A 23,285-nucleotide genomic window follows, 5' to 3' on the forward strand; every position below is an offset into this window, starting at 1 on the left:
AGGAAAGAAGTCGGGAAAAGAGGTGTTTGGTGTAGGACGAATCGCTAAATCATGTTCAGCCTTGGACATTGGTCGTTGCCCTATGCCTGCCGCGCTCGTTATGCTGCTGAATCCTTTAATCCGACACGGACCCGGCCGTACTTGAGCCGCCTGGGATGTCTTGAAAAACGGATCAGATGCGATGAATGCACCGCTGAAAGAATTTGGCCCGATCAAGGCCGTGATTTTCGATATGGATGGCTTGCTGCTGGACACCGAGGGCATTTACACCGAGGTCACGTCCATCATCGCCCAGCGTTATGGCCGTATCTTCGACTGGAGCGTCAAACAGAACATCATCGGTCGCGGCGCGGGTGATCTGGCGCGTTACGTGGTCGAAGCGCTGGACCTGCCGATTACCGCGGAAGAATTTCTGGTCATCCGCGAGCCACTGATGCGCGAGCGTTTTCCTGCAGCGCTGGCGATGCCCGGTGCCGAGGAGCTGGTTCGGCATTTGAAAGCCAACAATGTTCCGATTGCGGTGGGCACCAGCTCTTCGCGCCAGTCGTTCGGTCAGAAAACCACGTTGCACCGTGACTGGTTTGCGCTGTTCGATTTTGTGGTGACGGCGGATGATCCGGAAGTCGGTGCGGCCAAACCGGCCCCGGATATCTTCCTTACCGCTGCGCGCCGCTTGGGCGTTGCGCCTAAAGATTGTCTGGTGTTCGAAGATTCGCCGTTCGGTGTCACGGCGGCGAAGGCGGCGGGGATGACGGCGATTGCGATCCCGGACGCGGCAATGGCTGATGAGAAATACGCACACGCCGATGGCATTCTTCGTACGCTGAAAGCGTTCAAACCGAGCGCCTGCGGGTTGCCTGCGCTCGATTGGGCCTAATGCAACAGCCACAAAAAAAGTCGCAAGTTACCCTGTAGGAGCGAGCTTGCTCGCGATGGATTCAAAAGCGGCGCGTTTGTTCAGACAACACGCGTTATCGTTGAAGTCCATCGCGAGCAAGCTCGCTCCTACAGGTGTTTTTTGCTGCGTTTAATTCATCAAGCGCCGAAACCACCGTCGATGGTCAGGCTGGCGCCAGTGATGTAACCGGCTTCCGGGCTGACCAAATAGGCCACGAAACTGGCGATCTCTTCCGCTTTACCGTACCGGCCCACGGCCATCAACGGGATCAAGCTGTCGGCGAAGTCACCGTCGGCCGGGTTCATGTCGGTGTCGACCGGGCCCGGTTGCACATTGTTGATGGTGATACCGCGTGGGCCGAGGTCGCGTGCCAGGCCTTTGGTCAGGCCGACCAGCGCTGATTTGCTCATGGCGTACGGGCCACCACCGGCGAAGGGCATGCGGTCGGCGTTGGTGCTGCCGATGTTGATAATGCGGCCGCCTTCGGTCATGTGTTTGGCGGCGGCCTGGGTGGCGATGAACACGCTACGGACGTTGATGGCCAGGGTCTGATCGAAGTCTTCCAATTTGAAATCTTCCAGCGGTGCAACGGCCAGCACACCCGCGTTGTTGACCAGGATGTCGAGGCGACCGAAGGCTTCGACAGTCGCGGTCACGGCGCTGCGGATGGCCTCGGCGTTGGCACTGTCAGCCTTGATCGCAAGCGCTTTGCCACCCTTTTCGGTGATGCTGTTCTGCAATGCTTCGGCTTTGGCCGTGGAGCTGACGTAGGTGAAGGCAACGGTCGCGCCTTCAGCGGCCAGGCGTTTGACGATGGCGGCGCCGATGCCGCGAGACCCGCCTTGAATCAAAGCCACTTTGCCACTGAGGTTCTGAGTAGTCATAACGATCTCCAAAGTCCCGAGGCGAGATGCCCCGGTTGATGGAGCCTAGTATTGATTCAGGATTACACGCTGTGTAGCCAGTCATTGCGATAGTCTGTGTAAACCAGAAGTTTATAGTGGCGCCTATGGAAACCTTCAGCAGTATCGAATGCTTCGTGCGCAGTGCCGAGGTCGGCAGCTTCGCTGAAGCCGCTCGGCGCCTCAGTCTGACCCCGGCGGCGGTGGGCAAGAGCGTCGCCAAACTTGAGGCGCGGCTTGGCGTGCGCTTGTTCCAGCGCAGTACCCGCAGCCTGACGCTGACAGAGGCGGGCCAGCTGTTTCTTGGCGAAGTCAGCACCAGCCTGCACACGATCCAGAATGCCGTCGCTAATTTGGCGAGTGCCGAAGGCCGTCCGGCCGGCACGCTGAAAGTCAGCATGGGCACGGTGTTCGGGCGCTTGTATATCGTGCCGTTGCTCGGGGAGTTTCTGCGACGGTTTCCGGCGATCAACCCGGACTGGCATTTCGATAACCGCCAGGTTGATCTGATTGCCCAAGGGTTTGACGCGGCGATTGGCGGCGGCTTCGAATTGCCCCAGGGCGTGGTCGCGCGCAAGCTGACGCCGGCACATCGGGTGTTGGTGGCGTCAGCTGAGTATCTGGCGGGGCGTCAGGCAATCGTTGAACCTGATGATCTCAAGCATCACGACGGGATTCTGATTCGGTCACCGCAAACCGGCCGCGTGCGATCCTGGCAATTGACCAGTCGCACTCAGCAACACAGCCCGTTGACGCTGAAGGCGCGGATGACCATGAGCGATTCGGAAGCGGCTTGCGCCACGGCGACCCAAGGGCTTGGCATCGCGCTGGTGAGCATGCCGTTTGCTTCGGGGTATCTGCTGGCGGGGACGTTGCAGCGGGTGTTGCCGGACTGGTATGTCGACGATGGCAACATTTCCATTTACTACGCCGAGCACAAATTGTTGCCGGGCAAGACCCGGGCGTTTGTGGATTTCATCATCGAGCAGTTTGCGGAGCGGGGGTTGGGGCAGCGGTTTAGTGCGCTTTGAGCCAGGCCTTGGATCGAGGTGCGGCCATCGCGAGCCTGCTCGCGAAGAACGATAACGCGGTCTACCTGCCAAACCGCCCCGGCCAGCCAACTATTTTCTTCGGTCGCGGTGTCGCATACGTACGCACCTTCGACGTCGACAACCCCAACCGCACCAACGATTCGGCAATCGTCACCGCAGCCGTCACGCCATCCACCACCGGCACGCCGATGCGCTGACGAATCTGCTCATCCAGCCCGGCCATGCCACCGCACCCCAGGCAAATCACTTCGGCCTTGTCTTCGATCACGGCCAATTCCGCCTGGCGCACAATCGCCTCCAGCGCACGCTCGGGATCGGACTCCAGCTCCAGCACCGCTAAACCGCTGGCCCGAACCGATGTGCAGCGGTCCCACAACCCGGACAGTTTCAGTCGATCCTCAATCAGCGGCACGGTGCGGTCCAGGGTGGTGACCACCGAATAGGCATGACCGAGGAACATCGCGGTGCTGGCCGCCGCATCGGTGATGTCCACCACCGGCACGTTGAGCAGTTCCTGCAAACCTTCGCGACCATGCTCGCCGTACCCGGCCTGGATCACGGCGTCGAAGGGCTGGTCGTAGGCCATCACCCGGTCCATGACCGCAATCGCCGCCAAATAGCTTTCGAAATTGCCTTCGATGGAGTCGGCACCGAACCAGGGCGTCAGGCCAATGATTTCCGTGCCGGGCGCGGCGACGGATTGAGCCGAACGGGCGATGGCCTGGGTGATGGATTCGGTGGTGTTCACATTGACCACGAGAATTCGCATGGGAAGTCCTTAGCAGGGTGGTTCTGCGGCCCGACGATGCCGGGCCGCCAAGGGTTTAGTGGCTGGCGTTATCGACCGCGATGGCTTCACCACTGATGTCTGCGTAGTGCGGCTGCCGTTTGGCGATGATCAGGTAAAGCATCCCGGCGATCCCGGCACCAATCAGCCAGGAGAACGGCGATACGAGGTGGAAACCCGGTACCAGCGCCATGACAATGGCGATCAGTGCCGCCGGAATGAACGCCGCTACGGCACGCAAATTGACCCCGCGGCTGTAGTAATAAGCGCCGCTCGGATCTTCGCTATACAACTGCGGCACATTGACCTGTGCTTTTCGTACGAGCCAGTAGTAAACCATGATCACCCCATACAGCGGGCCGAGCAGGGCGCCGAGGCCGGACAGGAAATACACGATCACCAGCGGGCGGTTGTAGAGGTTCCACGGCAGGATCAGCACAGCGATGGTCGCGCTGATCAGGCCGGCACGGCGGAACGTCAGGTATTTCGGCGCGAGGTTGCTGAGCTCTTGCGGCATGGCGAAGAACGAGCGAAATCGCAGAAGTTAAGAATCAGCGTGCCGTAGATCGACAGCCACAACGCACCGCCGGCAAAGATGTTGCGCCACATCTCACCGCCGCTCAGCGGTTCGCGAATCGACCAGGCGATGGTCGCGTTGGCTTGGGTGTACATCCATGCGGCGAGGGCGGAGACGGTCAGCAGAATCACCGGCCCGGCAAACGCTTCGTAGCGGCGCACCATTTCCATGCCATAGGCAAGGATCGCCAGCTGCACGAACCAGATCGCCACGAAGCACACCCAGCCCAGGCTCGACAGGCCAAACATTGAATTGTGATCGTAGTCGGCGAAGCCGGGATGCACCGCCGTCAGCAATACGCGAAAGACCACCGAGGCGAGATACGTCTGAATGCCGAACCAGGCGATGGCGATTACGGCGCGGATCAGTGCAGGAATTTGCGCACCGTGAATGCCGAAACTGATCCGGCTGATGACGGGAAATGGCACGCCGGTCTTCTGGCCCATGTATCCCGACAGGTTCATGAAGCAATACACCAGCGCCGCGCCGATCCCCAGGGACAGCAGAATTTGCCAGCCGCCCAGGCCGAGTGCGTACAGGCCGATGGCGAAGGAGTAGTTGGCGATGTTGTGAACGTCGTTGGTCCACAGGGCAAAGATGCTGTAGCGGCCCGAGCGTCGGCCTTCGGCTTTGGTGGGCGCCAGGTCTTTGTTGTGCAGCCGGGGGCTCAGCACCACGGGCTCTTGAAAGGTTTGATCGTGAGCGGTGGGTGGAAAGGAGGGCAGATCCAGCGCGATATTATTATTGGAGAGGCTAGTACGCATTCCGGCAGGCTCCGAGCTTGGCGTCGCGATGACTGTGCTTGAGCGTGGGCTCGACAAATCTTCGTCGCGGGCTATCAGCATCATGGGTTACGGGGCATCTGCAGCCTGTACGGGATAGGGCGCTTCAGGCTTGCGGATCTAAAGTGTGTGTATGTTTTGAATTTATTGTATACAAAACATCTATGCACCTAAGCCAGATCTATGCCAGTCCACGATCGATTGATTTCAGCATTAATTTCGTTTTGTTATTTGAAAGTGTTAAGTCTCTGAAAAAAAGGCGATATAAATTGACCGATTGAACAGGTATTTATTTTTCAGTTGGTGTTGTAGGAATTTTTGACTGAGGAAGTCAGGAAAGGAGGATGTAACTTTTCAGGGCGAATAAACAAAAAGTGCACACACAAATTAAACCTATGGTGACATTCGTGTGTACACATTTTTTAAGATCAAAAGATCGCAGGCTTCGCCAGCTCCTACAGGGGAATGCGTGCAACTGTAGGAGCTGCCGCAGGCTGCGATCTTTTAAGCTTTGGATTTACTGATGATATTCCCCGCATGCAACCCGCATTCTTTCTGCGTGGCTTCCTCCCACCACCAGCGACCTTCGCGCTCGTGCTGGTTCGGCAACACCGGGCGGGTGCAGGGCTCGCAGCCAATACTGATGAAGCCGCGTTCATGCAGGCTGTTGTATGGCAACTCGAGCATGCGGATGTAGCCCCAGATCTCTTCGCTGGTCATTTGCGCCAACGGATTGAATTTGTAAAGGGTGCGTTCCGGGGTGGAAAACGCGGTGTCGATTTCCAGCACCGCGACTGCGCTGCGGGTGCCAGGGCTCTGGTCCCGACGCTGGCCGGTGGCCCAGGCGGTTACCCCGGACAGTTTGCGGCGCAGCGGTTCGATCTTGCGGATACCACAGCATTCGCCATGACCGTCCTTGTAGAAGCTGAACAGGCCTTTTTCCTTCACGAACGGTTCAAGTTTCGTGTAGTCCGGCGACACCAGTTCGATCTCGATCTTGTAATGCTCGCGCACCTGATCGATGAAGCGGTAGGTCTCGGGGTGCAAGCGGCCGGTGTCGAGGCTGAACACCTTGACGTTTTTGTTCAGCTTCCAGGCCATGTCCACCAGCACCACGTCCTCGGCGCCGCTGAAAGATATCCACAGGTCATCGCCAAACTCGGCGAACGCGAGTTTCAGGATGTCCTGGGCGGATTTGTTGGCATAGGTCGTGGCGAGTTCCACGACATCGAACGATGGGCTCATCAGGGCGGCTTCCTACAGGTCGGTGGCGCTGGGCGCTCTATATGGGGCTGATGGTAACAAAATCCTGCAACGCCTGGCGCGCCCTCTGCGTTGCGCAGGTCCGTACGAGTCGCTAGAGTTCGGCAATCTTTTTGCTCGATCGACTCAATAATCACTACAAATGGGAGTGTCTTGTGGAAATTGCCTGTCTGGATCTTGAAGGTGTACTGGTCCCGGAAATCTGGATCGCCTTCGCCGAAAAAACCGGGATCGAATCCCTCAGGGCTACCACCCGGGATATTCCCGACTACGACGTGTTGATGAAACAGCGCCTGCGGATTCTCGACGAGCACGGCTTGAAACTGACAGACATCCAGGAAGTGATCGCCACGCTGAAACCGCTGGATGGCGCCATCGAGTTCGTCAACTGGCTGCGTGAGCGGTTTCAGGTGGTGATTCTGTCGGACACGTTCTACGAGTTCTCCCAACCGCTGATGCGTCAGCTGGGTTTCCCGACCTTGCTTTGTCATCGATTGATCACCGACGACTCCGGTCGGGTGACGAGCTATCAATTGCGTCAGAAAGATCCGAAACGTCAGTCGGTATTGGCCTTCAAGAGCCTCTACTATCGAGTGATTGCGGCGGGTGATTCCTACAACGACACCACGATGCTGGGCGAAGCGGATGCAGGGATCCTGTTCCATGCGCCGGACAACGTGATCCGCGAGTTCCCGCAGTTCCCGGCCGTGCACACCTTCGAAGACTTGAAGCAGGAATTCATAAAGGCGTCCAACCGCGCCCTGACCTTGTAAACACATACCTTGTAGGAGCTGCCGCAGGCTGCGATCTTTTGATTTTAAGAAGCAAGATCAAAAGATCGCAGCCTGCGGCAGCTCCTACAGGAGAGGGTGTTGGTCAGTTGAAGGGTTACAGGTCTTGCAGGGTATCGAGCAGCACTTTCACCTTGGTAATCGACTCCTGATACTCGGCTTGCCACTCCGAATCAGCAACAATCCCACCACCGCCCCAGCAACACACCTGCCCGTCCTTCACCAGCAAACTGCGAATCGCGATGGAACTGTCCATCTCGCCGCGCACGTCCAGGTACAGCAACGAACCGCAGTACAACCCGCGTCGGGTCGGTTCCAGTTCGTCGATGATCTGCATCGCCCGAATCTTCGGTGCACCGGTAATCGAACCGCCCGGGAAACTGCCGGCGATCAAGTCCAGCGCATCGCGGTCATCCGCCAGTTCGCCCGTCACACTACTCACCAAGTGATGCACATTCGGATAGCTTTCCAGGCTGAACAACTCTGGCACCTGGACCGAACCGATGCGGCAGGTACGGCCGAGATCGTTGCGCAGCAAGTCAACGATCATCAGGTTTTCTGCGCGATCCTTGGGGCTTGCCAGCAGATCGGCGGCGTTCGCCGCATCTTCGCTGGCGGTCAGTCCACGAGGACGAGTGCCTTTGATCGGGCGGGTTTCCACATGGCGCTCGCTGACTTTGACGAAGCGCTCTGGAGACAGGCTGAGCACAGCACCGCCGTCGGGCAGGCTCTGGAAACCGGAAAAGGGTGTCGGGCACGCGGCCCTTAGCGCCACATACGCGGTCCATGGATCGCCTTGGCACTCGGCGCGGAAGCGCTGGGCAAAGTTGACCTGGTAGCAATCGCCAGCCTGGATGTAATGCTGAATGCGTTCCAGCGCCTGGCGATACTCGTCAGCGCTCAGGTCGGCGCGCATTGGCGCTGTCAGTTTGAACGGCTCGACAGGTTCAACCGCAGGCTGACTGAACAATCCGATCAGGCGCTGCCGCTCGCTGTCGATCAGTGACGGGTGGAACACCAGTTGGCTTGTCGCTACATGGTGATCGCTGATCAACGCCCAGTCGAACAAGCCGAAACGTGCATCGGGCAAGTGCAGATCGTCCTGCGCCTGGCTTGGCAGGTTCTCCAGATGCCGACCGAAGTCGTAGCTCAGGTAACCGATCAGGCCCCCGGCGAAGGGCAGGTCAAAAGGAACAGACGCTTCGCCGAGGCGGGTCAGATTGTCGCGAAGCCGTTGCAGGAAATCGGCGCCACTTTCGTCAGGCAATACCGCCAGCTGTTCCAGCGGCCAGGCGCTGAGCACGTCATAGCGACCGCGGTCGGCAGTGGGTCGGCCGCTGTCGAGCAGCACGGCGCCGGGGGCATGGCGAATCGCCGCGAAGTACTCGGCAGGGTTGGCGCGGTAGGGGAGCGGGTGTACGGAACAGGTCAACATGGGCGGGGCAGGTCAGCCATCGAGGCGGGGTGGCGATTGTAGTCCCCTCGGGGAATTGCTCCTAGAGGGGATGTCGGGGATTGGCAGATGGGGGGCTGCAGGCGAGAGCATGTGGCGACGGGATTTATCCCCGTTGGGCTGCGTAGCAGGCCTGATTTCGGGGCCGCTGCGCAGCCCAACGGGGATAAATCCCCTCGCCACAGGTCAGCCCTCAACCGCAGGAATATGCCCAAACATCTCCTGCACAAACGCCACACGCTCTTCAATCGTCTCAGTCACACCGCGAGCCTTGAGCTCTTCCAGCCGCGCTTCAACGGCATGCGTACGCAACGTCAGCCCGCAGTCATTGGCAATCTGAATGTTCAACCCCGGCCGGGCATTGAGCTCAAGAATCAGCGGGCCTTTCTCCTGGTCCAGCACCATATCGACCCCGATGTAACCCAGCCCGCACAGCTCATAGCAGCCGGCGGCGAGTTTCATGAAGCCGTCCCAGTAGGGCAGTTGCACGCCATCCACCGCGTTGGTGGTGTCCGGGTGCTTGGTGATGATGTTGTTCAGCCAGGTGCCGCGCAGGGTCAGGCCGGTGGCGAGGTCGACACCGACGCCGATGGCGCCCTGGTGCAGGTTGGCCTTGCCGCCGGACTGGCGGGTCGGCAAGCGCAGCATGGCCATTACCGGATACCCCATCAACACGATGATGCGAATGTCCGGCACGCCTTCGTAGCTGATGCTCTTGAAGATCTGGTCCGGGATCACGCGGTATTCGATCAGCGCGCGGTCACGGTGACCACCCAAGGAGTAAAGGCCGGTGAGGATGCTGGAGACATGGTGCTCGATTTCCTCATGGCTGATGATCTTTCCGGACACTGTGCGATAGCGGCCCTCGAATCGGTCGGCAATCACGATGATGCCGTCACCGCCCGCACCCTGGGCCGGTTTGATCACGAAGTCGCTGCGCCCGCCGACAATCTCGTCGAGGTTGTCGATTTCCTTCTCGGTGGAAATCACCCCATACAATTCCGGCACATGGATGCCGGCGGCGATGGCGCGTTCCTTGGTGATGATCTTGTCGTCGACGATCGGGTACAGGCTGCGCTTGTTGTACTTGAGCACGTAGTCCGCGTTGCGCCGATTGATGCCCATGATGCCCCGGGCTTCCAGGGCCTTCCAGGTCTTCCAGAAGCCGAACATCAGGCGTCAGCCTTCTTCAGGAACGCCTTGAAACGCACCAGTTCGGTCAGGCGGTAGCCGCGATAGCGACCCATCGCCAGCATGAAGCCCACCAGGATCAACAGGATCGCCGGGAAGGTAAACACGAAGTACACCAGTTCCGGCACGGTCATGATCAAGTGCGCCAGGGACGCGGCGAACAGCGTGCCGATCGCCACTTTCATGGCATGCCCCGATCCGCGTTCTTCCCAGGTGATCGACAGGCGTTCGATGGTCATGGTCAGAATCACCATCGGGAACAGCGCGACCGACAACCCGCGTTCCAGCCCGAGTTTATGGCTGAGCAGGCTGATCGTCGCAATCAGCACCACCACGAACGTCAGCACCACCGACAGCCTCGGCAGCATTTGCAGCTTCAAGTGCTCAAGGTAGGAACGCAGCGACAGCCCCAGCGCCGTGATGATCGTAAACAGCACAATACCGAAGCCGAGCTGGGTTTCGCGGAAGGCCAGGGCTATCAGCACCGGGGTAAAGGTGCCGAGGGTCTGGATGCCGATCAGGTTGCGCAGGATCAGGATCACCAGCACGCCAATCGGAATCATCACCATGATCATGAACGTCTGCTGGGTTTGCAGTGGCAAACCGTACAACGAGTATTCGAGGAAGTTGGCGTCGGTATTTTCGTCGGTCAGCTTGGCCAGGCGAATCGCGTTCATCTCGCTGTTGTTCAGGCTGAACGTCACGTTGGCTTTTTTGCCGCCATCGACAGTGATCAGGTTTTCGTCGCCGGTCCACCATAGCAGGCGGTCAGTCGGCAGGCCTTGTTCACCGGTTTCCGGGTTGAAGTACAGCCAGTCGGTGCCGTTGAAGCTGCGCAGCCAGAGTTCAGGCAATTGCGGCTGGTCGGCCACCAGGCGGATGGTGTGGACCTTCTCCACAGGCACGTGGGCAATGGACAGTACCAGCTCGACGATTCGGGCTTTGTTCGCGGTGGCCGGATCGCCGCCCAGCAACAGTTTCACATTGTCGTCGTTGAGGTTGTTGACGCGCTTGATGGCTTCGCCGATGAAGGTTTCGACGTCGGCCGAGTGCTGCCGGATCGGCGCGAGCAGGGCTTCGGCGGCGATTTTCTCAGGGCCTTCGACGGCAATGCTGTCGCGGAAGGTCGGGCCCTTGACCTTGGATTTTTCACCGGTGTAACGCTTGGTCAGCACCAGGCGGTAATAAAGGGTCTGGTTGCCCTTGGCCCGACGCGCCGACCAGGTGACCTTGCGGTTGCCGTCGACGCGGTTCACGGCCACGCCGTAGTTGTTGGAGATGAAGCTCTCGTTGAGGCTGACGTAATCGCGGCTCAGCGGCGGCACGAACATCTGGATCTTGACCGGGTCCTTGGCACTGGCGACGAACTCGACCTTGGCGTCGATGTTCCACAAGTCGTCCGTGGCGTCTTCGGTCACGGGAATTCCGAGTACGAAGATCTGATAGGCCGTAACTGAAATGCCCAGCACCACCAGGATGGCGATCAGGACTTTCAGATGGAGGGTAAGAGAGCGCATTGGAATTACTCTGCGGTATGTGCGTCGGTGGCGCAGGCGGGTTTGCCAGCAGCGTATTTAAGACTGGGGTCGACCAGCGCGTCGAAACGTTTGAGGGCTTCGGAGCCAATCAGGAGCGGATATTGGAAGGCGCTGCGGTCAGTCAGGTTCACTTCGATGCTGCGTAAAGCCGAGCCCATGCAGATATCCAACTCGATCACCGGACGGGCGGTGTACTTCTTGCCTTCTTCCGGGTCGTAGTCACCGGCGCGGCGCTTGATCTTGCTGACCCGGGCCAATGGCCGTTCAATCGGGTGCGAGTGCGCGGTGTCAATGGCCAGATAGAAGCGCACCCAGGATTCGCCGTTGCGTTTGAAGCGTTTGATGTCGCGGGCACTCAGGGAGGCGGTTTTTGCCCCGGTGTCGAGTTTGGCGGCGACTTCCAGGTCGATGCCATCCAGAGAAGCGTACTCATTGAGGCCATACACGGTCTTTTCCCCCGCCGCGGCGACACCGGGAAGGCAAAGGAGATAAAGGAAGGTGGGGAAGGGCTTGAGTCTCATAAATCCTGGTGCGCAGCGGTCCGTGTTTCGATTCAAGGCCCTGGCATCGCTGCGCAAGCTCCTTCGTATGCCTATCAGCTATTTATGACAGGCAGTGCAGATGTCACAAACAAATGCGGGCGGCATTCTAGCACGGTGATTTTATGGCGCCAGCGTCGGCGGGCGGCTATAAACAGAGGGGCTGCTTCGTTATGGTGCAAGCGGTTATTAGACGATTGTCGACAATATCTAATTATCCTTTGACTGTTACTGCTGTTTTCGCTAGTTTTTCCGGCATCAGCTTTCAAGGTGTCGACAATATGCTGGATCAACTCGATCCCCCGGTTATAGCCCAGGACGATTCGGAGACACTTTCCGAAAACGTCTTTCGGCGCATTCAGGCAGCCATCGTCAAGGGTGAGATCGCTCCGGGCAGCAAAATCTCCGAGCCAGAACTGGCGCGCACGTATGGCATCAGCCGCGGGCCGCTGCGTGAGGCGATCCACCGCTTGGAGGGCCAGCGCCTGCTGGTCCGCGTGCCGCACGTCGGCGCACGGGTGGTGTCGCTCAATCACGCCGAGCTGCTGGAACTCTACGAAATCCGCGAATCCCTGGAAGGCATGGCCTGTCGCCTGGCCGCCGAACGCATGACCCTCGAAGAAATCGACGAACTGCGTCGCGTCCTCGAAACCCACGAGCGCGATGAGGCGTTCCAGGCGGGCGTCGGTTACTACCAGCAGGAAGGCGACTTCGATTTCCATTACCGAATCATCCAGGGCAGCGGCAACCGCACCCTGACGCAGATGCTGTGCGGCGAGCTGTATCAACTGGTGCGCATGTACCGCATCCAGTTCTCCAGCGTGCCCAATCGCCCGCATCAGGCCTTTGCCGAGCACCACCGAATTCTCGATGCCATCGCCGACCGTGACGGTGAACTGGCCGAGTTGTTGATGCGCCGCCACATCGGCGCCTCCAAACGCAATATCGCCCGTCACTATCAGGACGGCGCTAAACCGACAGCCACTGAACGAGGTGAGTCATGAGTTCCAACAAGAGCACTCCAGGCCAGCGTTTCCGCGATGCGGTCGCCAGCGAACATCCGCTGCAAGTGGTCGGCGCGATCAACGCCAACCACGCACTGCTGGCCAAGCGCGCCGGTTTCAAGGCGATTTACCTGTCGGGTGGCGGGGTGGCTGCCGGCTCCCTCGGCGTGCCGGACCTGGGCATCACCGGCCTGGATGACGTGCTGACCGACGTGCGCCGCATCACCGACGTCTGCGACCTGCCGCTGCTGGTGGACGTGGACACCGGTTTCGGTTCCTCGGCGTTCAACGTCGCGCGCACCGTCAAGTCGATGATCAAGTTCGGCGCGGCGGCGATTCACATCGAAGACCAGGTGGGCGCCAAGCGCTGCGGTCACCGTCCTAATAAAGAGATCGTGTCGCTGCAGGAAATGGTCGACCGCATCAAGGCCGCCGTCGATGCGCGCACCGATGACAGCTTCGTGATCATGGCCCGCACCGACGCCCTGGCGGTGGAAGGCCTGGAATCCGCCCTGGATCGCGCCGCGGCGTGCATCGAGGCCGGCGCCGACATGATTTTCCCGGAAGCCATTACCGAACTGGACATGTACAAATTGTTCGCCAACCGCGTGAAAGCGCCGATCCTGGCCAACATCACCGAGTTCGGCGCAACACCGCTGTACACCACCGAGCAGCTTGCAGGAGCGGATGTGTCGCTGGTGCTGTACCCATTGTCGGCCTTTCGCGCGATGAACAAGGCCGCGGAAAACGTCTACACCGCGATCCGCCGCGACGGCACGCAACAGAACGTCATCGACACCATGCAGACCCGCATGGAGCTTTACGATCGCATCGACTACCACACCTTCGAGCAGAAGCTCGATGCGTTGTTTGCTACGAAGAAATGAGGATCAAAAGATCGCAGCCTTCGGCAGCTCCTACAGGGACGGCATTCCTTTCTGTAGGAGCTGTCGAGTGCAACGAGGCTGCGATCTTTTCGGCATCACCCGAATAACCTGATGAATCACAATTTGCCGATTCCCTAACAAATTCAAAAATTGGAGACAGCAATGGCCGAAGCAAAAGTACTCAGTGGCGCCGGGCTCCGTGGCCAGGTTGCCGGGCAAACCGCACTGTCCACCGTGGGCCAGTCGGGCGCCGGTCTGACTTATCGCGGCTACGACGTTCGTGAACTGGCGGCTGACGCACAGTTCGAAGAAGTGGCTTACCTGCTGCTGTACGGCGACCTGCCGACCAAGGCACAACTCGCCGCTTACGTGAGCAAGCTGAGCAAGCTGCGCGACCTGCCGCAAGCGCTGAAGGAAGTGCTGGAACGCATCCCCGCCGACGCCCACCCGATGGACGTGATGCGCACTGGTTGCTCGTTCCTGGGCAACCTCGAGCCGGAGAAAGACTTCTCCGAGCAGCACGACGTGACTGACCGCCTGCTGGCCGCGTTCCCGGCGATCATGACCTACTGGTATCGCTTCAGCCACGAAGGCAAGCGCATCGAATGCGTGAGTGACGAGCAGTCGATCGGCGGGCACTTCCTGCACCTGCTGCACGGCAAGAAGCCAAGCGAGCTGCACGTCAAAGTGATGAACGTGTCGCTGATCCTCTACGCGGAACACGAGTTCAACGCCTCGACCTTCACCGCACGGGTGTGCGCTTCGACCCTGTCGGACATGTTCTCCTGCATCACCGCCGCCATCGGTTCCCTGCGGGGTCCGCTGCACGGCGGCGCCAACGAAGCGGCGATGGAAATGATCGAGCGCTTCAGCTCGCCGGAAGAGGCGATCAAAGGCACCCTCGGCATGCTTGAGCGCAAGGACAAGATCATGGGCTTCGGCCACGCGATCTATAAGGACAACGATCCGCGCAACGAGGTGATCAAGGGCTGGTCGAAAAAACTCGCTGAAGAAGTGGGCGACACCGTCTTGTTCCCGGTGTCCGAAGCCATCGACAAGACCATGTGGGAACAGAAGAAACTGTTCCCGAATGCCGATTTCTATCACGCGTCGACGTACCACTTCATGGGTATCCCGACCAAGTTGTTCACACCGATTTTCGTCTGCTCGCGCCTGACTGGCTGGGCGGCGCATGTGTTCGAACAACGCGCCAACAACCGCATCATCCGCCCAAGCGCCGAGTACGTCGGCGTCGAACAGCGCAAGTTCGTGCCAATCGAACAACGCTGAATGGTGGGTAGCCAGCGACGTTAGCTGAATGAACCGAGAAACCTGTAGGAGCTGCCGCAGGCTGCGATCTTTTGATCTTCGGCGATGATTGAATCGCTAGATAAATCAAGATCAAAAGATCGCAGCCTGCGGCAGCTCCTACAGAGGACCGGGGGCATTTCAGCATCGGCGTCTGGCCCCACCTTTTGCAATTACCGTGACCGAGTCCTGACGATGAACACTGAATTCCGTAAACCGCTGCCCGGCAGCCATCTGGATTACTTCGACGTCCGCGCGGCTGTCGACGCCATCCAGCCTGGAGCCTATGACACCCTGCCATACACCTCCCGCGTGCTGGCGGAAAACCTGGTGCGTCGCTGCGATCCGGCCACGCTCACCGAATCCCTGAAGCAATTCATCGAGCGCAAACGCGACCTCGACTTTCCATGGTTCCCGGCCCGTGTGGTGTGCCACGACATTCTCGGCCAGACCGCGCTGGTCGACCTTGCCGGCCTGCGTGATGCCATCGCCCTGCAAGGTGGCGATCCGGCGCAAGTGAACCCGGTGGTGCCGACGCAATTGATCGTCGACCACTCCCTGGCCGTCGAGCGCGGTGGCTTCGATCCGGAGGCGTTCGAGAAGAACCGCGCCATCGAAGACCGTCGCAACGAAGACCGTTTCCACTTCATCAACTGGACCAAGAAGGCGTTCAAGAACGTCGACGTGATCCCGCCGGGCAACGGGATCATGCACCAGATCAACCTGGAGAAAATGTCTCCGGTGATCCAGGTGCGTGACGGCGTGGCATTCCCCGACACGTGCGTCGGCACCGACAGCCACACCCCGCACGTCGATGCGCTGGGCGTGATCGCCATCGGCGTCGGTGGCCTGGAAGCTGAAAGCGTGATGCTCGGCCGTGCGTCGTGGATGCGTCTGCCGGAAAGCATCGGCGTCGAACTGACGGGCAAGCTGCAACCGGGCATCACCGCCACGGACATGGTGCTGGCGCTGACCGAGTTCCTGCGTCAGCAAAAAGTCGTTGGCGGGTGGCTTGAGTTCTTCGGCGAGGGCGCATCGGCCCTGACCCTGGGCGACCGTGCAACCATTTCCAACATGGCCCCGGAATACGGTGCCACCGCCGCGATGTTCTACATCGACCAGCAGACCATCGACTACCTCAAGCTCACCGGCCGTGAAGACGAGCAGGTGCAGTTGGTCGAGCATTATGCCAAGACCACGGGCCTGTGGGCCGACAGCCTGAAGGGCGCGCAATACGAGCGCGGCTTGACCTTCAACCTGTCCTCGGTGGTGCGCAACATGGCCGGCCCGAGCAACCCGCACGCCCGTGTGGCGGTGTCGGATCTGGCCGCCAAAGGCATCTCTGGCCAGTGGGACGATGTGCCGGGCCAGATGCCGGATGGCGCTGTGATCATCGCCGCCATCACCAGCTGCACCAACACCAGCAACCCGCGCAACGTGATTGCCGCCGGCCTGCTGGCGCGCAATGCCAACAAGCTCGGTTTGACCCGTAAGCCGTGGGTTAAATCGTCCCTGGCACCGGGCTCGAAAACCGTGGCGTTGTATCTGGACGAAGCGGGCTTGACGACTGAGCTGGAGCAACTCGGTTTCGGTGTGGTGGCGTTCGCCTGCACCACCTGCAACGGCATGTCCGGCGCGCTGGATCCGGTGATCCAGCAAGAGATCATCGACCGCGACCTGTACGCCACCGCGGTGCTCTCCGGTAACCGGAACTTCGATGGCCGGATTCACCCGTACGCCAAAAACGCGTTCCTCGCCTCGCCGCCACTGGTGGTCGCCTACGCCATCGCCGGCACCATCCGTTTCGACATCGAAAAAGATGTACTGGGTGTGGTCGACGGCAAGGACATCCGCCTGAAAGACATCTGGCCGAGCGATGAAGAAATCGACGCGGTGGTCAAGGCGTCGGTCAAGCCGGAGCAGTTCCGTCAGGTCTACATCCCGATGTTCGCCATCCACGAAGACACCGGTCCGAAAGTGACGCCGCTGTACGACTGGCGCGAGATGAGTACCTACATCCGCCGTCCGCCGTACTGGGAAGGCGCGTTGGCCGGGGCGCGTCCGCTCAAGGGCATGCGCCCGCTGGCGGTACTGCCGGACAACATCACCACCGATCACCTGTCGCCATCCAACGCGATCATGCTGGACAGCGCCGCCGGCGAGTACCTGGCGAAAATGGGCCTGCCGGAAGAGGACTTCAACTCTTACGCGACCCACCGCGGTGACCACTTGACCGCGCAGCGCGCGACCTTCGCCAACCCGAAACTGTTCAACGAAATGGTGGTGGAAAACGGCAAGGTCAAGCAGGGCTCGCTGGCTCGCGTCGAGCCAGAAGGTCAAGTGATGCGCATGTGGGAAGCCATCGAAACCTACATGGATCGCAAGCAGCCCCTGATCATCATCGCCGGTGCCGACTACGGTCAGGGTTCGTCCCGCGACTGGGCAGCCAAAGGCGTGCGCCTGGCGGGTGTGGAAGCGATTGCGGCCGAAGGCTTCGAGCGCATCCACCGCACCAACCTGGTGGGCATGGGCGTGTTGCCGCTGGAGTTCAAGCCGGGCACCAACCGTCACACCCTGGCCATCGACGGCAGCGAAACCTACGACGTCATCGGCGAGCGTACGCCGCGCGCCGAGTTGACGCTGGTAATCAACCGTAAAAACGGCGAGCGCGTTGAAGTGCCAGTGGTCTGCCGCCTCGACACCGCCGAAGAAGTGTCGATCTACGAGGCGGGCGGTGTGCTGCAACGCTTCGCGCAGGACTTCCTCGAAGAATCGGCGGTCGCCGTCTAATACACGCTGTGCGGGCACGGGACTTTGAGTCCCGTGTCTGCCTAATAGAGAAAACTATGGCTCACGCACCTCAGATCAAGATCCCCGCCACCTACATGCGTGGCGGCACCAGTAAAGGCGTGTTCTTCAGCCTGCAAGACCTGCCCGAAGCGGCCCAGGTTCCAGGCCCGGCCCGCGATGCCTTGTTGCTGCGCGTGATCGGCAGCCCCGACCCGTACGACAAGCAAATCGACGGTATGGGTGGCGCAACCTCCAGCACCAGCAAAACCGTGATCCTGTCAAAAAGCATCAAGGCCGACCACGACGTTGATTACCTGTTTGGCCAAGTCTCCATTGACAAGCCTTTCGTCGACTGGAGCGGCAACTGCGGCAACCTCTCGGCCGCGGTCGGTTCGTTCGCCATCAGCAATGGCCTGGTGGACGCCAGCCGCATTCCGCACGACGGCGTGGCGGTGGTTCGCGTGTGGCAAGCCAACATTGGCAAGACCATCATCGCCCACGTGCCGATCACCAACGGTGAAGTGCAGGAAACCGGCGATTTCGAACTGGACGGCGTGACCTTTCCGGCGGCCGAAGTGCAGGTCGAATTCATGGACCCGGCGGCGGAAGAAGAGGGCGGCGGCGGTTCGATGTTCCCTACCGGGAATCTGGTGGATGACCTCGAAGTACCCGGCGTCGGGACCTTCAAGGCGACCATGATCAACGCCGGCATCCCGACGATTTTCATTAACGCTGCAGACATAGGCTACACAGGTACTGAACTGCAAGGCGCGATCAACGGCGATCCGAAAGCCTTGGCGATGTTCGAGACCATTCGTGCCTACGGCGCATTGCGCATGGGGTTGATCTCCAACCTTGACGAAGCGGCCAAGCGTCAGCACACGCCGAAGGTGGCGTTCGTTGCCAAACCGGCCGACTACGTGGCCTCCAGCGGCAAGGCCATTGCGGCGGGTGACGTCGACCTGCTGGTGCGCGCGCTGTCCATGGGCAAGTTGCACCACGCAATGATGGGCACGGCCGCCGTGGCGATCGGCACTGCCGCCGCTATTTCCGGCACCTTGGTCAACCTCGCCGCGGGCGGTATCGAGCGGAATGCCGTGCGCTTTGGCCATCCGTCCGGCACCTTGCGTGTAGGCGCCGAGGCCAGTCAGGTCAACGGCGTATGGACCGTGAACAAAGCCATCATGAGCCGCAGTGCACGGGTGCTGATGGAAGGATTCGTCCGCGTGCCCGGCGACTCCTTCTAACTGACACAACCCCTGTAGGAGCTGCCGCAGGCTGCGATCTTTTGATCCTGTTTTTCAAGATCAAGATCAAGATCAAAAGATCGCAGCCTGCGGCAGCTCCTACAGGGATCGCGTTCCAAAATAAGAAAAAATTAGTCCTGAACCGAGGTCCCATCAACGAACCACTTCAAGAGTGAATCGAACATGAGCGCCAACGTCGACCTGAACAACCGCCCCGACTACGACACGGTCCTGCAGGACATCGCAGACTACGTCCTCACCTTCAACATCCAGTCTGTCGAAGCACTCGACACCGCCCGCAACTGCCTGATCGACACCCTTGGCTGCGGCCTCCTGGCGCTGCGCTTTCCCGAATGCACCAAACATCTCGGCCCTGTCGTCGAGGGCACTGTCGTCCCGTTCGGCGCGCGCGTGCCCGGCACCAGCTACCGGCTAGACCCGGTCAAAGCGGCGTGGGACATCGGTTGCATCGTGCGCTGGCTCGACTACAACGACACCTGGCTCGCCGCCGAGTGGGGACATCCGTCGGATAACCTCGGCGGCATTCTCGCCGTGGCCGATCACCTGTCGCAGAAGCGACTGGCCAATGGTGACGCGCCGCTGACCGTTCGCGCGGTGCTCGAAGCGATGATCCTGGCACATGAGATTCAGGGTGTCATCGCGCTGGAAAACTCCTTCAACCGTGTCGGGCTCGATCACGTCATCCTGGTGAAAGTCGCCTCGACCGCCGTCACCGCCAAGCTCATGGGCGCCAGTCGCGAGCAGCTGTTGTCGGCGTTGTCCCACGCCTTCGCCGATGGCCAGGCGTTGCGCACTTACCGGCATGCGCCGAACGCCGGGTCGCGCAAATCCTGGGCGGCGGGCGATGCGTCCAGCCGTGGCGTGCGCCTGGCCGACATCGCGATGCGCGGCGAGATGGGCATTCCCGGTGTGCTGACGGCCAAGCAGTGGGGCTTGTATGACGTGCTCTTCAGCCACACCAACAACGATCTGGCGCTCAAGCCGGAACACAAGCGTGCCTTCAGCTTCTCCCGGCCGTACGGTACGTATGTGATGGAAAACGTGTTGTTCAAGATCAGCTTCCCGGCCGAGTTCCACGCGCAAACCGCCTGCGAAGCGGCGGTGACGTTGCATCCGCACGTCAGGAATCGCCTGCATGAAATCGACAAGATCGTCATCACTACCCACGAGTCGGCGATTCGCATCATCTCCAAGGTCGGCCCGTTGGCCAACGCGGCGGATCGCGATCATTGCATTCAATACATGACCGCCGTGCCGCTGGCCTTCGGCAACCTGGTGGCCGAGCAGTACGAAGACGACTTCCACGCCGCGCATCCGATTATCGATGTGCTGCGCGACAAAATGGTCATCGTCGAAGACCCGCAATACACCCGCGAATACCTGGAGGCCGACAAACGCTCCATCGCCAATGCGATCCAGGTGTTTTTCAAGGACGGCTCCAGCACGCAGAAGGTGGTGGTGGAGTATCCGATCGGCCATCGCCGTCGCCGCACCGACGGCATCCCGTTGCTGGAGGACAAGTTCAAAGCCAACCTGGCGACCCGTTTCACCGCCCAGCGCAGCGCCGAGATCTTTGCGTTGTGCAAGGATCAGGCAAAGCTTGAAGCCACGCCGGTGAACCGGTTTGTCGATTTATTCGTGATCTGACCGGGACACACGCAATCTGGTCGGATGACGCAAAATCCACTGTAGGAGCTGCCGAAGGCTGCGATCTTTTGATCTTGATTTTTTAAGATCAAAAGATCGCAGCCTTCGGCAGCTCCTACAGGGGGCAGCGTTTAAGCCATTTCTCGATGGGCAACTTGGTGATGGCAAACCCCGTCAGCAGGATCGCCGAATACAGCATCAACTCCCGCGAAACGCTTTGCCCTTCGTACCACGCGCCGATGATCACCGCGAACACCGGAAAAATGATGAACACAAACGACAAAATGATCGGGCTCAACCTTTTGAGCAGCAGGAAATAAACAATAAACCCGCCCACCGATGCCACCAGCCCCAGATAGAGCAGGGCGCTCCACGAGCGCAGGCTGATCGTATCGAACACCGGCGCTTCGACGTTCAATCCGGCGACAAACAACATCAGCCCGGCGATCCCGATCGGCAGGGTGTTGTAGGTGATTACGCTGATCTCGCTGCCGTGTTTTTTGGTGACCACGTAACACAATGCGTGCATGACGGCGGCGCAGAGGATTGCCAGCACGCCGAATAATTCGGCATGGTCCAGATGCAGTCCTTGGCTGCGGATAATCATGAACAGACTGCCAAAGCCGATGGCGATGCCGAGCACTTGTGACGGGTAGATTTTTTCCCGCAGAAACAGAGCGGAAAAAATCAGGATGAACACCGGCATGCAGCTGAACAGCAGCGCGGTCAGGCCGGACGAAACGTGCATTTCGCCGTAGTTGAGCAAGTAGTAGGGCACGCTGAAATACGTCAGCGTGACGAACACGAAAAACCAGCGACTCTGCCGTGGAAACAGCAGCGGTTCGCGGCGTAAAAGCGCAAAGCTCAAGAACAACGGAAAGGCGATCAGGAACCGCAGGCCGGCAGCCGTCAGCGGCGGCACGGTTTCGACCGCGATCTTGATACCCAGCCAGGTCGTGCCCCAACTCAGGCAGACGATCAGAAACAACCCGCTGGTGACAAGAGCAGCCAACCACGGTTTTGCAGTGCTTGAGGGCGTGCTGATGGCGATGGACATGATCGAGTTCCTGTTTGTCGTCGGAATTGACCTTGATCTGCAAAAGGTCTATCCCTGATTGCACCTGTTTCAAACACGCTATTCGGGGCTCGAATGACTGTCAAAGTAAGTATTGCCATGGTGTCAATCCTGCGTGACGGCCTCGCCAACGGGCTTGGCGTGAAATACAAACGCCTGGCCGATGCCGTCGAGAAAGGGATTGCTGAAGGTCTGATCGAGCCCGGCTGCAAGTTGCCGCCGCATCGACTGTTGGCCGACAGCCTGGGCGTCACCATCGGCACCATCAGCCGCGCTTACGGTGAGCTCGAACGTGTGGGACGGGTCGTCGCGCGCGTAGGAGACGGTACCTACGTGCGTCAGCGCGGAATGGAGCGGCCGCGGGATGTTGGCTTTCGCAATGTCAGCGATGAACCGCAGCCGTTTTTTGACATGAGCCGCAATCAACCGATTCCGGGACAGGAAGCGCTGTTTTTGAGTCAGGCCTTGCAAGCGTTGGCCCTTGATCCTGAGGCGCTGCAGTACATCAGCGGTTACACCGCCGAGGCCGGATTGCAGCGTTATCGTGCGGCAGGCGCGCACTGGCTTCGGCATCAGGCATTTGTTCCGAGTGCTGAGCAGATCGTCTGCGTGAACGGCGGGCAGCACGGTCTGTTGTGTGCCTTGATGGCGCTGCTTAAGGCGGGCGATACCTTGGTGACGGAGCACCTGACCTACCCGGGTTTGATCAGCGTCGCACGCATGCTGGGGATAAAGCTGATCGGCGTCGGCATGGATGATGAAGGACTGATGCCTGATGCCCTGGAGGAAATCTGCCGTCATCACCGCGTATCAGCGCTGTATTGCACACCGACGATCCAGAATCCTACGGCGGCGGTGATGTCTGTCCCACGGCGCAAGGCGATTGCTGAGGTCTGTCGACAGCACAATCTGCTGATTTTTGAGGACGAAGCCCACGCGGTGTTGGCTCAACAACGGCCGCTGCCCTTGAGTTATTTCGCTGCGGAGCGTTCGGTGCTGATCGGCAGCGTGAGCAAAGCGGTTTCAGCCGGTTTGCGGGTCGGTTACCTGCACGCGCCGCTACCGTTGATCGGACGCTTGAGCGCGGCGGTGCGCGGGACGTGCTGGATGGCCAGTCTGTTGACGCTGGAAGTGGCGAGCCACTGGATAGAGAACGGCACGGCGGAGCAATTGCTGGGTCAGCAAATTATCGAGATCGGTCGGCGCAAGGCCTTGGTCCGTGGGCTGCTGGAGGGTTTGACCTACAAAACCCATCCTCACAGCCCGCACTTCTGGATCGAAGTGCCGGAGCCTTGGCGGGCGTCGCAGATTGCGGCGGAGCTCAAGGAGAAGAATTTTTTGGTGGCGACTGCCGAGATGTTTGCGGTTGGGCATGGGGCGGTGCCGCAGTTCATCAGGGCGAGTGTGTGTAATTCGGCGGGGGATGATGGGTTGTTGCTGCAGGGTTTTGAAATATTGGCGGGGGCACTAACAGAGACCGCGTAATCGTTCTTCGCGAGCAAGCCCGCTCCCACAGGAGACCGTGTCGCTCAC

At 59.8% G+C, this 23,285-nt stretch carries 18 protein-coding genes and 1 pseudogene; 10 read left to right on the top strand and 9 right to left on the bottom strand.

Annotation, left to right across the window (positions count from 1 at the left end; genetic code table 11):
- Positions 1-181: 181 nt before the first annotated feature.
- Positions 182-877: an HAD-IA family hydrolase gene (locus tag ACA052_RS08170; protein WP_497649194.1), complete on the top strand. Its 696-nt coding sequence runs from the start codon at positions 182-184 to the stop codon at positions 875-877.
- Between the two features lie 158 nt (positions 878-1,035).
- Here ACA052_RS08170 and ACA052_RS08175 read toward each other — a convergent pair whose 3' ends face one another.
- On the bottom strand, positions 1,036-1,782 hold the full coding sequence (locus ACA052_RS08175) for a 3-oxoacyl-ACP reductase family protein (RefSeq protein ID WP_497649195.1): 747 nt from the start codon (positions 1,780-1,782) through the stop codon (positions 1,036-1,038).
- A 125-nt stretch (positions 1,783-1,907) separates the two neighbouring features.
- On the opposite strand from ACA052_RS08175, the gene ACA052_RS08180 reads away from it, so the two are divergent.
- On the top strand, positions 1,908-2,831 hold the full coding sequence (locus ACA052_RS08180; protein ID WP_497649196.1) for a LysR family transcriptional regulator: 924 nt from the start codon (positions 1,908-1,910) through the stop codon (positions 2,829-2,831).
- Between the two features lie 61 nt (positions 2,832-2,892).
- Here ACA052_RS08180 and ACA052_RS08185 read toward each other — a convergent pair whose 3' ends face one another.
- The 3 genes and pseudogenes from ACA052_RS08185 to ACA052_RS08195 form a co-directional block, all read right to left on the bottom strand.
- Positions 2,893-3,621: an aspartate/glutamate racemase family protein gene (locus ACA052_RS08185; RefSeq protein ID WP_497649197.1), complete on the bottom strand. Its 729-nt coding sequence runs from the start codon at positions 3,619-3,621 to the stop codon at positions 2,893-2,895.
- A gap of 55 nt (positions 3,622-3,676) precedes the next feature.
- A pseudogene (locus ACA052_RS08190) lies at positions 3,677-4,980 on the bottom strand (NCS1 family nucleobase:cation symporter-1).
- A gap of 522 nt (positions 4,981-5,502) precedes the next feature.
- Positions 5,503-6,243 (bottom strand): phosphoadenylyl-sulfate reductase, encoded by a 741-nt coding sequence (locus ACA052_RS08195; protein ID WP_253438840.1) that lies wholly within the window; start codon positions 6,241-6,243, stop codon positions 5,503-5,505.
- A 173-nt stretch (positions 6,244-6,416) separates the two neighbouring features.
- On the opposite strand from ACA052_RS08195, the gene thrH reads away from it, so the two are divergent.
- Positions 6,417-7,034 (top strand): bifunctional phosphoserine phosphatase/homoserine phosphotransferase ThrH, encoded by a 618-nt coding sequence (gene thrH / locus ACA052_RS08200; protein ID WP_497649198.1) that lies wholly within the window; start codon positions 6,417-6,419, stop codon positions 7,032-7,034.
- A 115-nt stretch (positions 7,035-7,149) separates the two neighbouring features.
- Here thrH and pabB read toward each other — a convergent pair whose 3' ends face one another.
- The 4 genes from pabB to rloA all read right to left on the bottom strand — a co-directional run bounded on the left by pabB (position 7,150) and on the right by rloA (position 11,755).
- On the bottom strand, positions 7,150-8,487 hold the full coding sequence (pabB, locus tag ACA052_RS08205; protein WP_497649199.1) for an aminodeoxychorismate synthase component I: 1,338 nt from the start codon (positions 8,485-8,487) through the stop codon (positions 7,150-7,152).
- 204 nt (positions 8,488-8,691) lie between these two features.
- Positions 8,692-9,678, bottom strand: a complete 987-nt coding sequence (locus tag ACA052_RS08210) for an alpha-L-glutamate ligase-like protein (protein ID WP_497649200.1) — start codon at positions 9,676-9,678, stop codon at positions 8,692-8,694.
- Positions 9,678-11,213: an osmotic stress tolerance membrane protein RloB gene (gene rloB / locus ACA052_RS08215; RefSeq protein WP_497649201.1), complete on the bottom strand. Its 1,536-nt coding sequence runs from the start codon at positions 11,211-11,213 to the stop codon at positions 9,678-9,680. The genes ACA052_RS08210 and rloB overlap by 1 nt, the downstream gene beginning before the upstream one ends.
- A gap of 5 nt (positions 11,214-11,218) precedes the next feature.
- Positions 11,219-11,755, bottom strand: coding sequence for a retropepsin-like aspartic peptidase RloA (gene rloA, locus ACA052_RS08220; RefSeq protein ID WP_497649202.1), 537 nt, complete (start codon positions 11,753-11,755; stop codon positions 11,219-11,221).
- 302 nt (positions 11,756-12,057) lie between these two features.
- On the opposite strand from rloA, the gene ACA052_RS08225 reads away from it, so the two are divergent.
- From ACA052_RS08225 to prpD, 6 genes are all read left to right on the top strand, one after another.
- Positions 12,058-12,777, top strand: coding sequence for a GntR family transcriptional regulator (locus ACA052_RS08225; protein ID WP_497650282.1), 720 nt, complete (start codon positions 12,058-12,060; stop codon positions 12,775-12,777).
- On the top strand, positions 12,774-13,664 hold the full coding sequence (prpB, locus tag ACA052_RS08230) for a methylisocitrate lyase (RefSeq protein ID WP_497649203.1): 891 nt from the start codon (positions 12,774-12,776) through the stop codon (positions 13,662-13,664). Before ACA052_RS08225 ends, prpB begins: the two co-directional genes overlap by 4 nt.
- A 162-nt stretch (positions 13,665-13,826) precedes the next feature.
- Complete coding sequence (gene prpC / locus ACA052_RS08235; protein ID WP_497649204.1) at positions 13,827-14,954, top strand: bifunctional 2-methylcitrate synthase/citrate synthase; 1,128 nt, start codon at positions 13,827-13,829, stop codon at positions 14,952-14,954.
- A gap of 213 nt (positions 14,955-15,167) precedes the next feature.
- On the top strand, positions 15,168-17,762 hold the full coding sequence (gene acnD / locus ACA052_RS08240; protein WP_497649205.1) for a Fe/S-dependent 2-methylisocitrate dehydratase AcnD: 2,595 nt from the start codon (positions 15,168-15,170) through the stop codon (positions 17,760-17,762).
- 56 nt (positions 17,763-17,818) lie between these two features.
- A complete protein-coding gene (gene prpF / locus ACA052_RS08245; protein WP_497649206.1) occupies positions 17,819-19,009 on the top strand; it encodes a 2-methylaconitate cis-trans isomerase PrpF in 1,191 nt (396 codons plus the stop codon).
- A 183-nt stretch (positions 19,010-19,192) separates the two neighbouring features.
- Positions 19,193-20,677 (top strand): 2-methylcitrate dehydratase, encoded by a 1,485-nt coding sequence (gene prpD / locus ACA052_RS08250; protein ID WP_497649207.1) that lies wholly within the window; start codon positions 19,193-19,195, stop codon positions 20,675-20,677.
- Between the two features lie 115 nt (positions 20,678-20,792).
- Here the strand turns inward: prpD and ACA052_RS08255 are convergent, their stop codons facing one another.
- A complete protein-coding gene (locus ACA052_RS08255) occupies positions 20,793-21,689 on the bottom strand; it encodes a DMT family transporter (RefSeq protein ID WP_497650283.1) in 897 nt (298 codons plus the stop codon).
- Positions 21,690-21,827: 138 nt separating this feature from the next.
- Between ACA052_RS08255 and ACA052_RS08260 the strand changes: the two genes are divergently transcribed.
- A complete protein-coding gene (locus ACA052_RS08260) occupies positions 21,828-23,237 on the top strand; it encodes an aminotransferase-like domain-containing protein (RefSeq protein ID WP_497649208.1) in 1,410 nt (469 codons plus the stop codon).
- Positions 23,238-23,285: the final 48 nt, after the last annotated feature.

The organism is Pseudomonas sp. LBUM1644 (assembly GCF_059716195.1).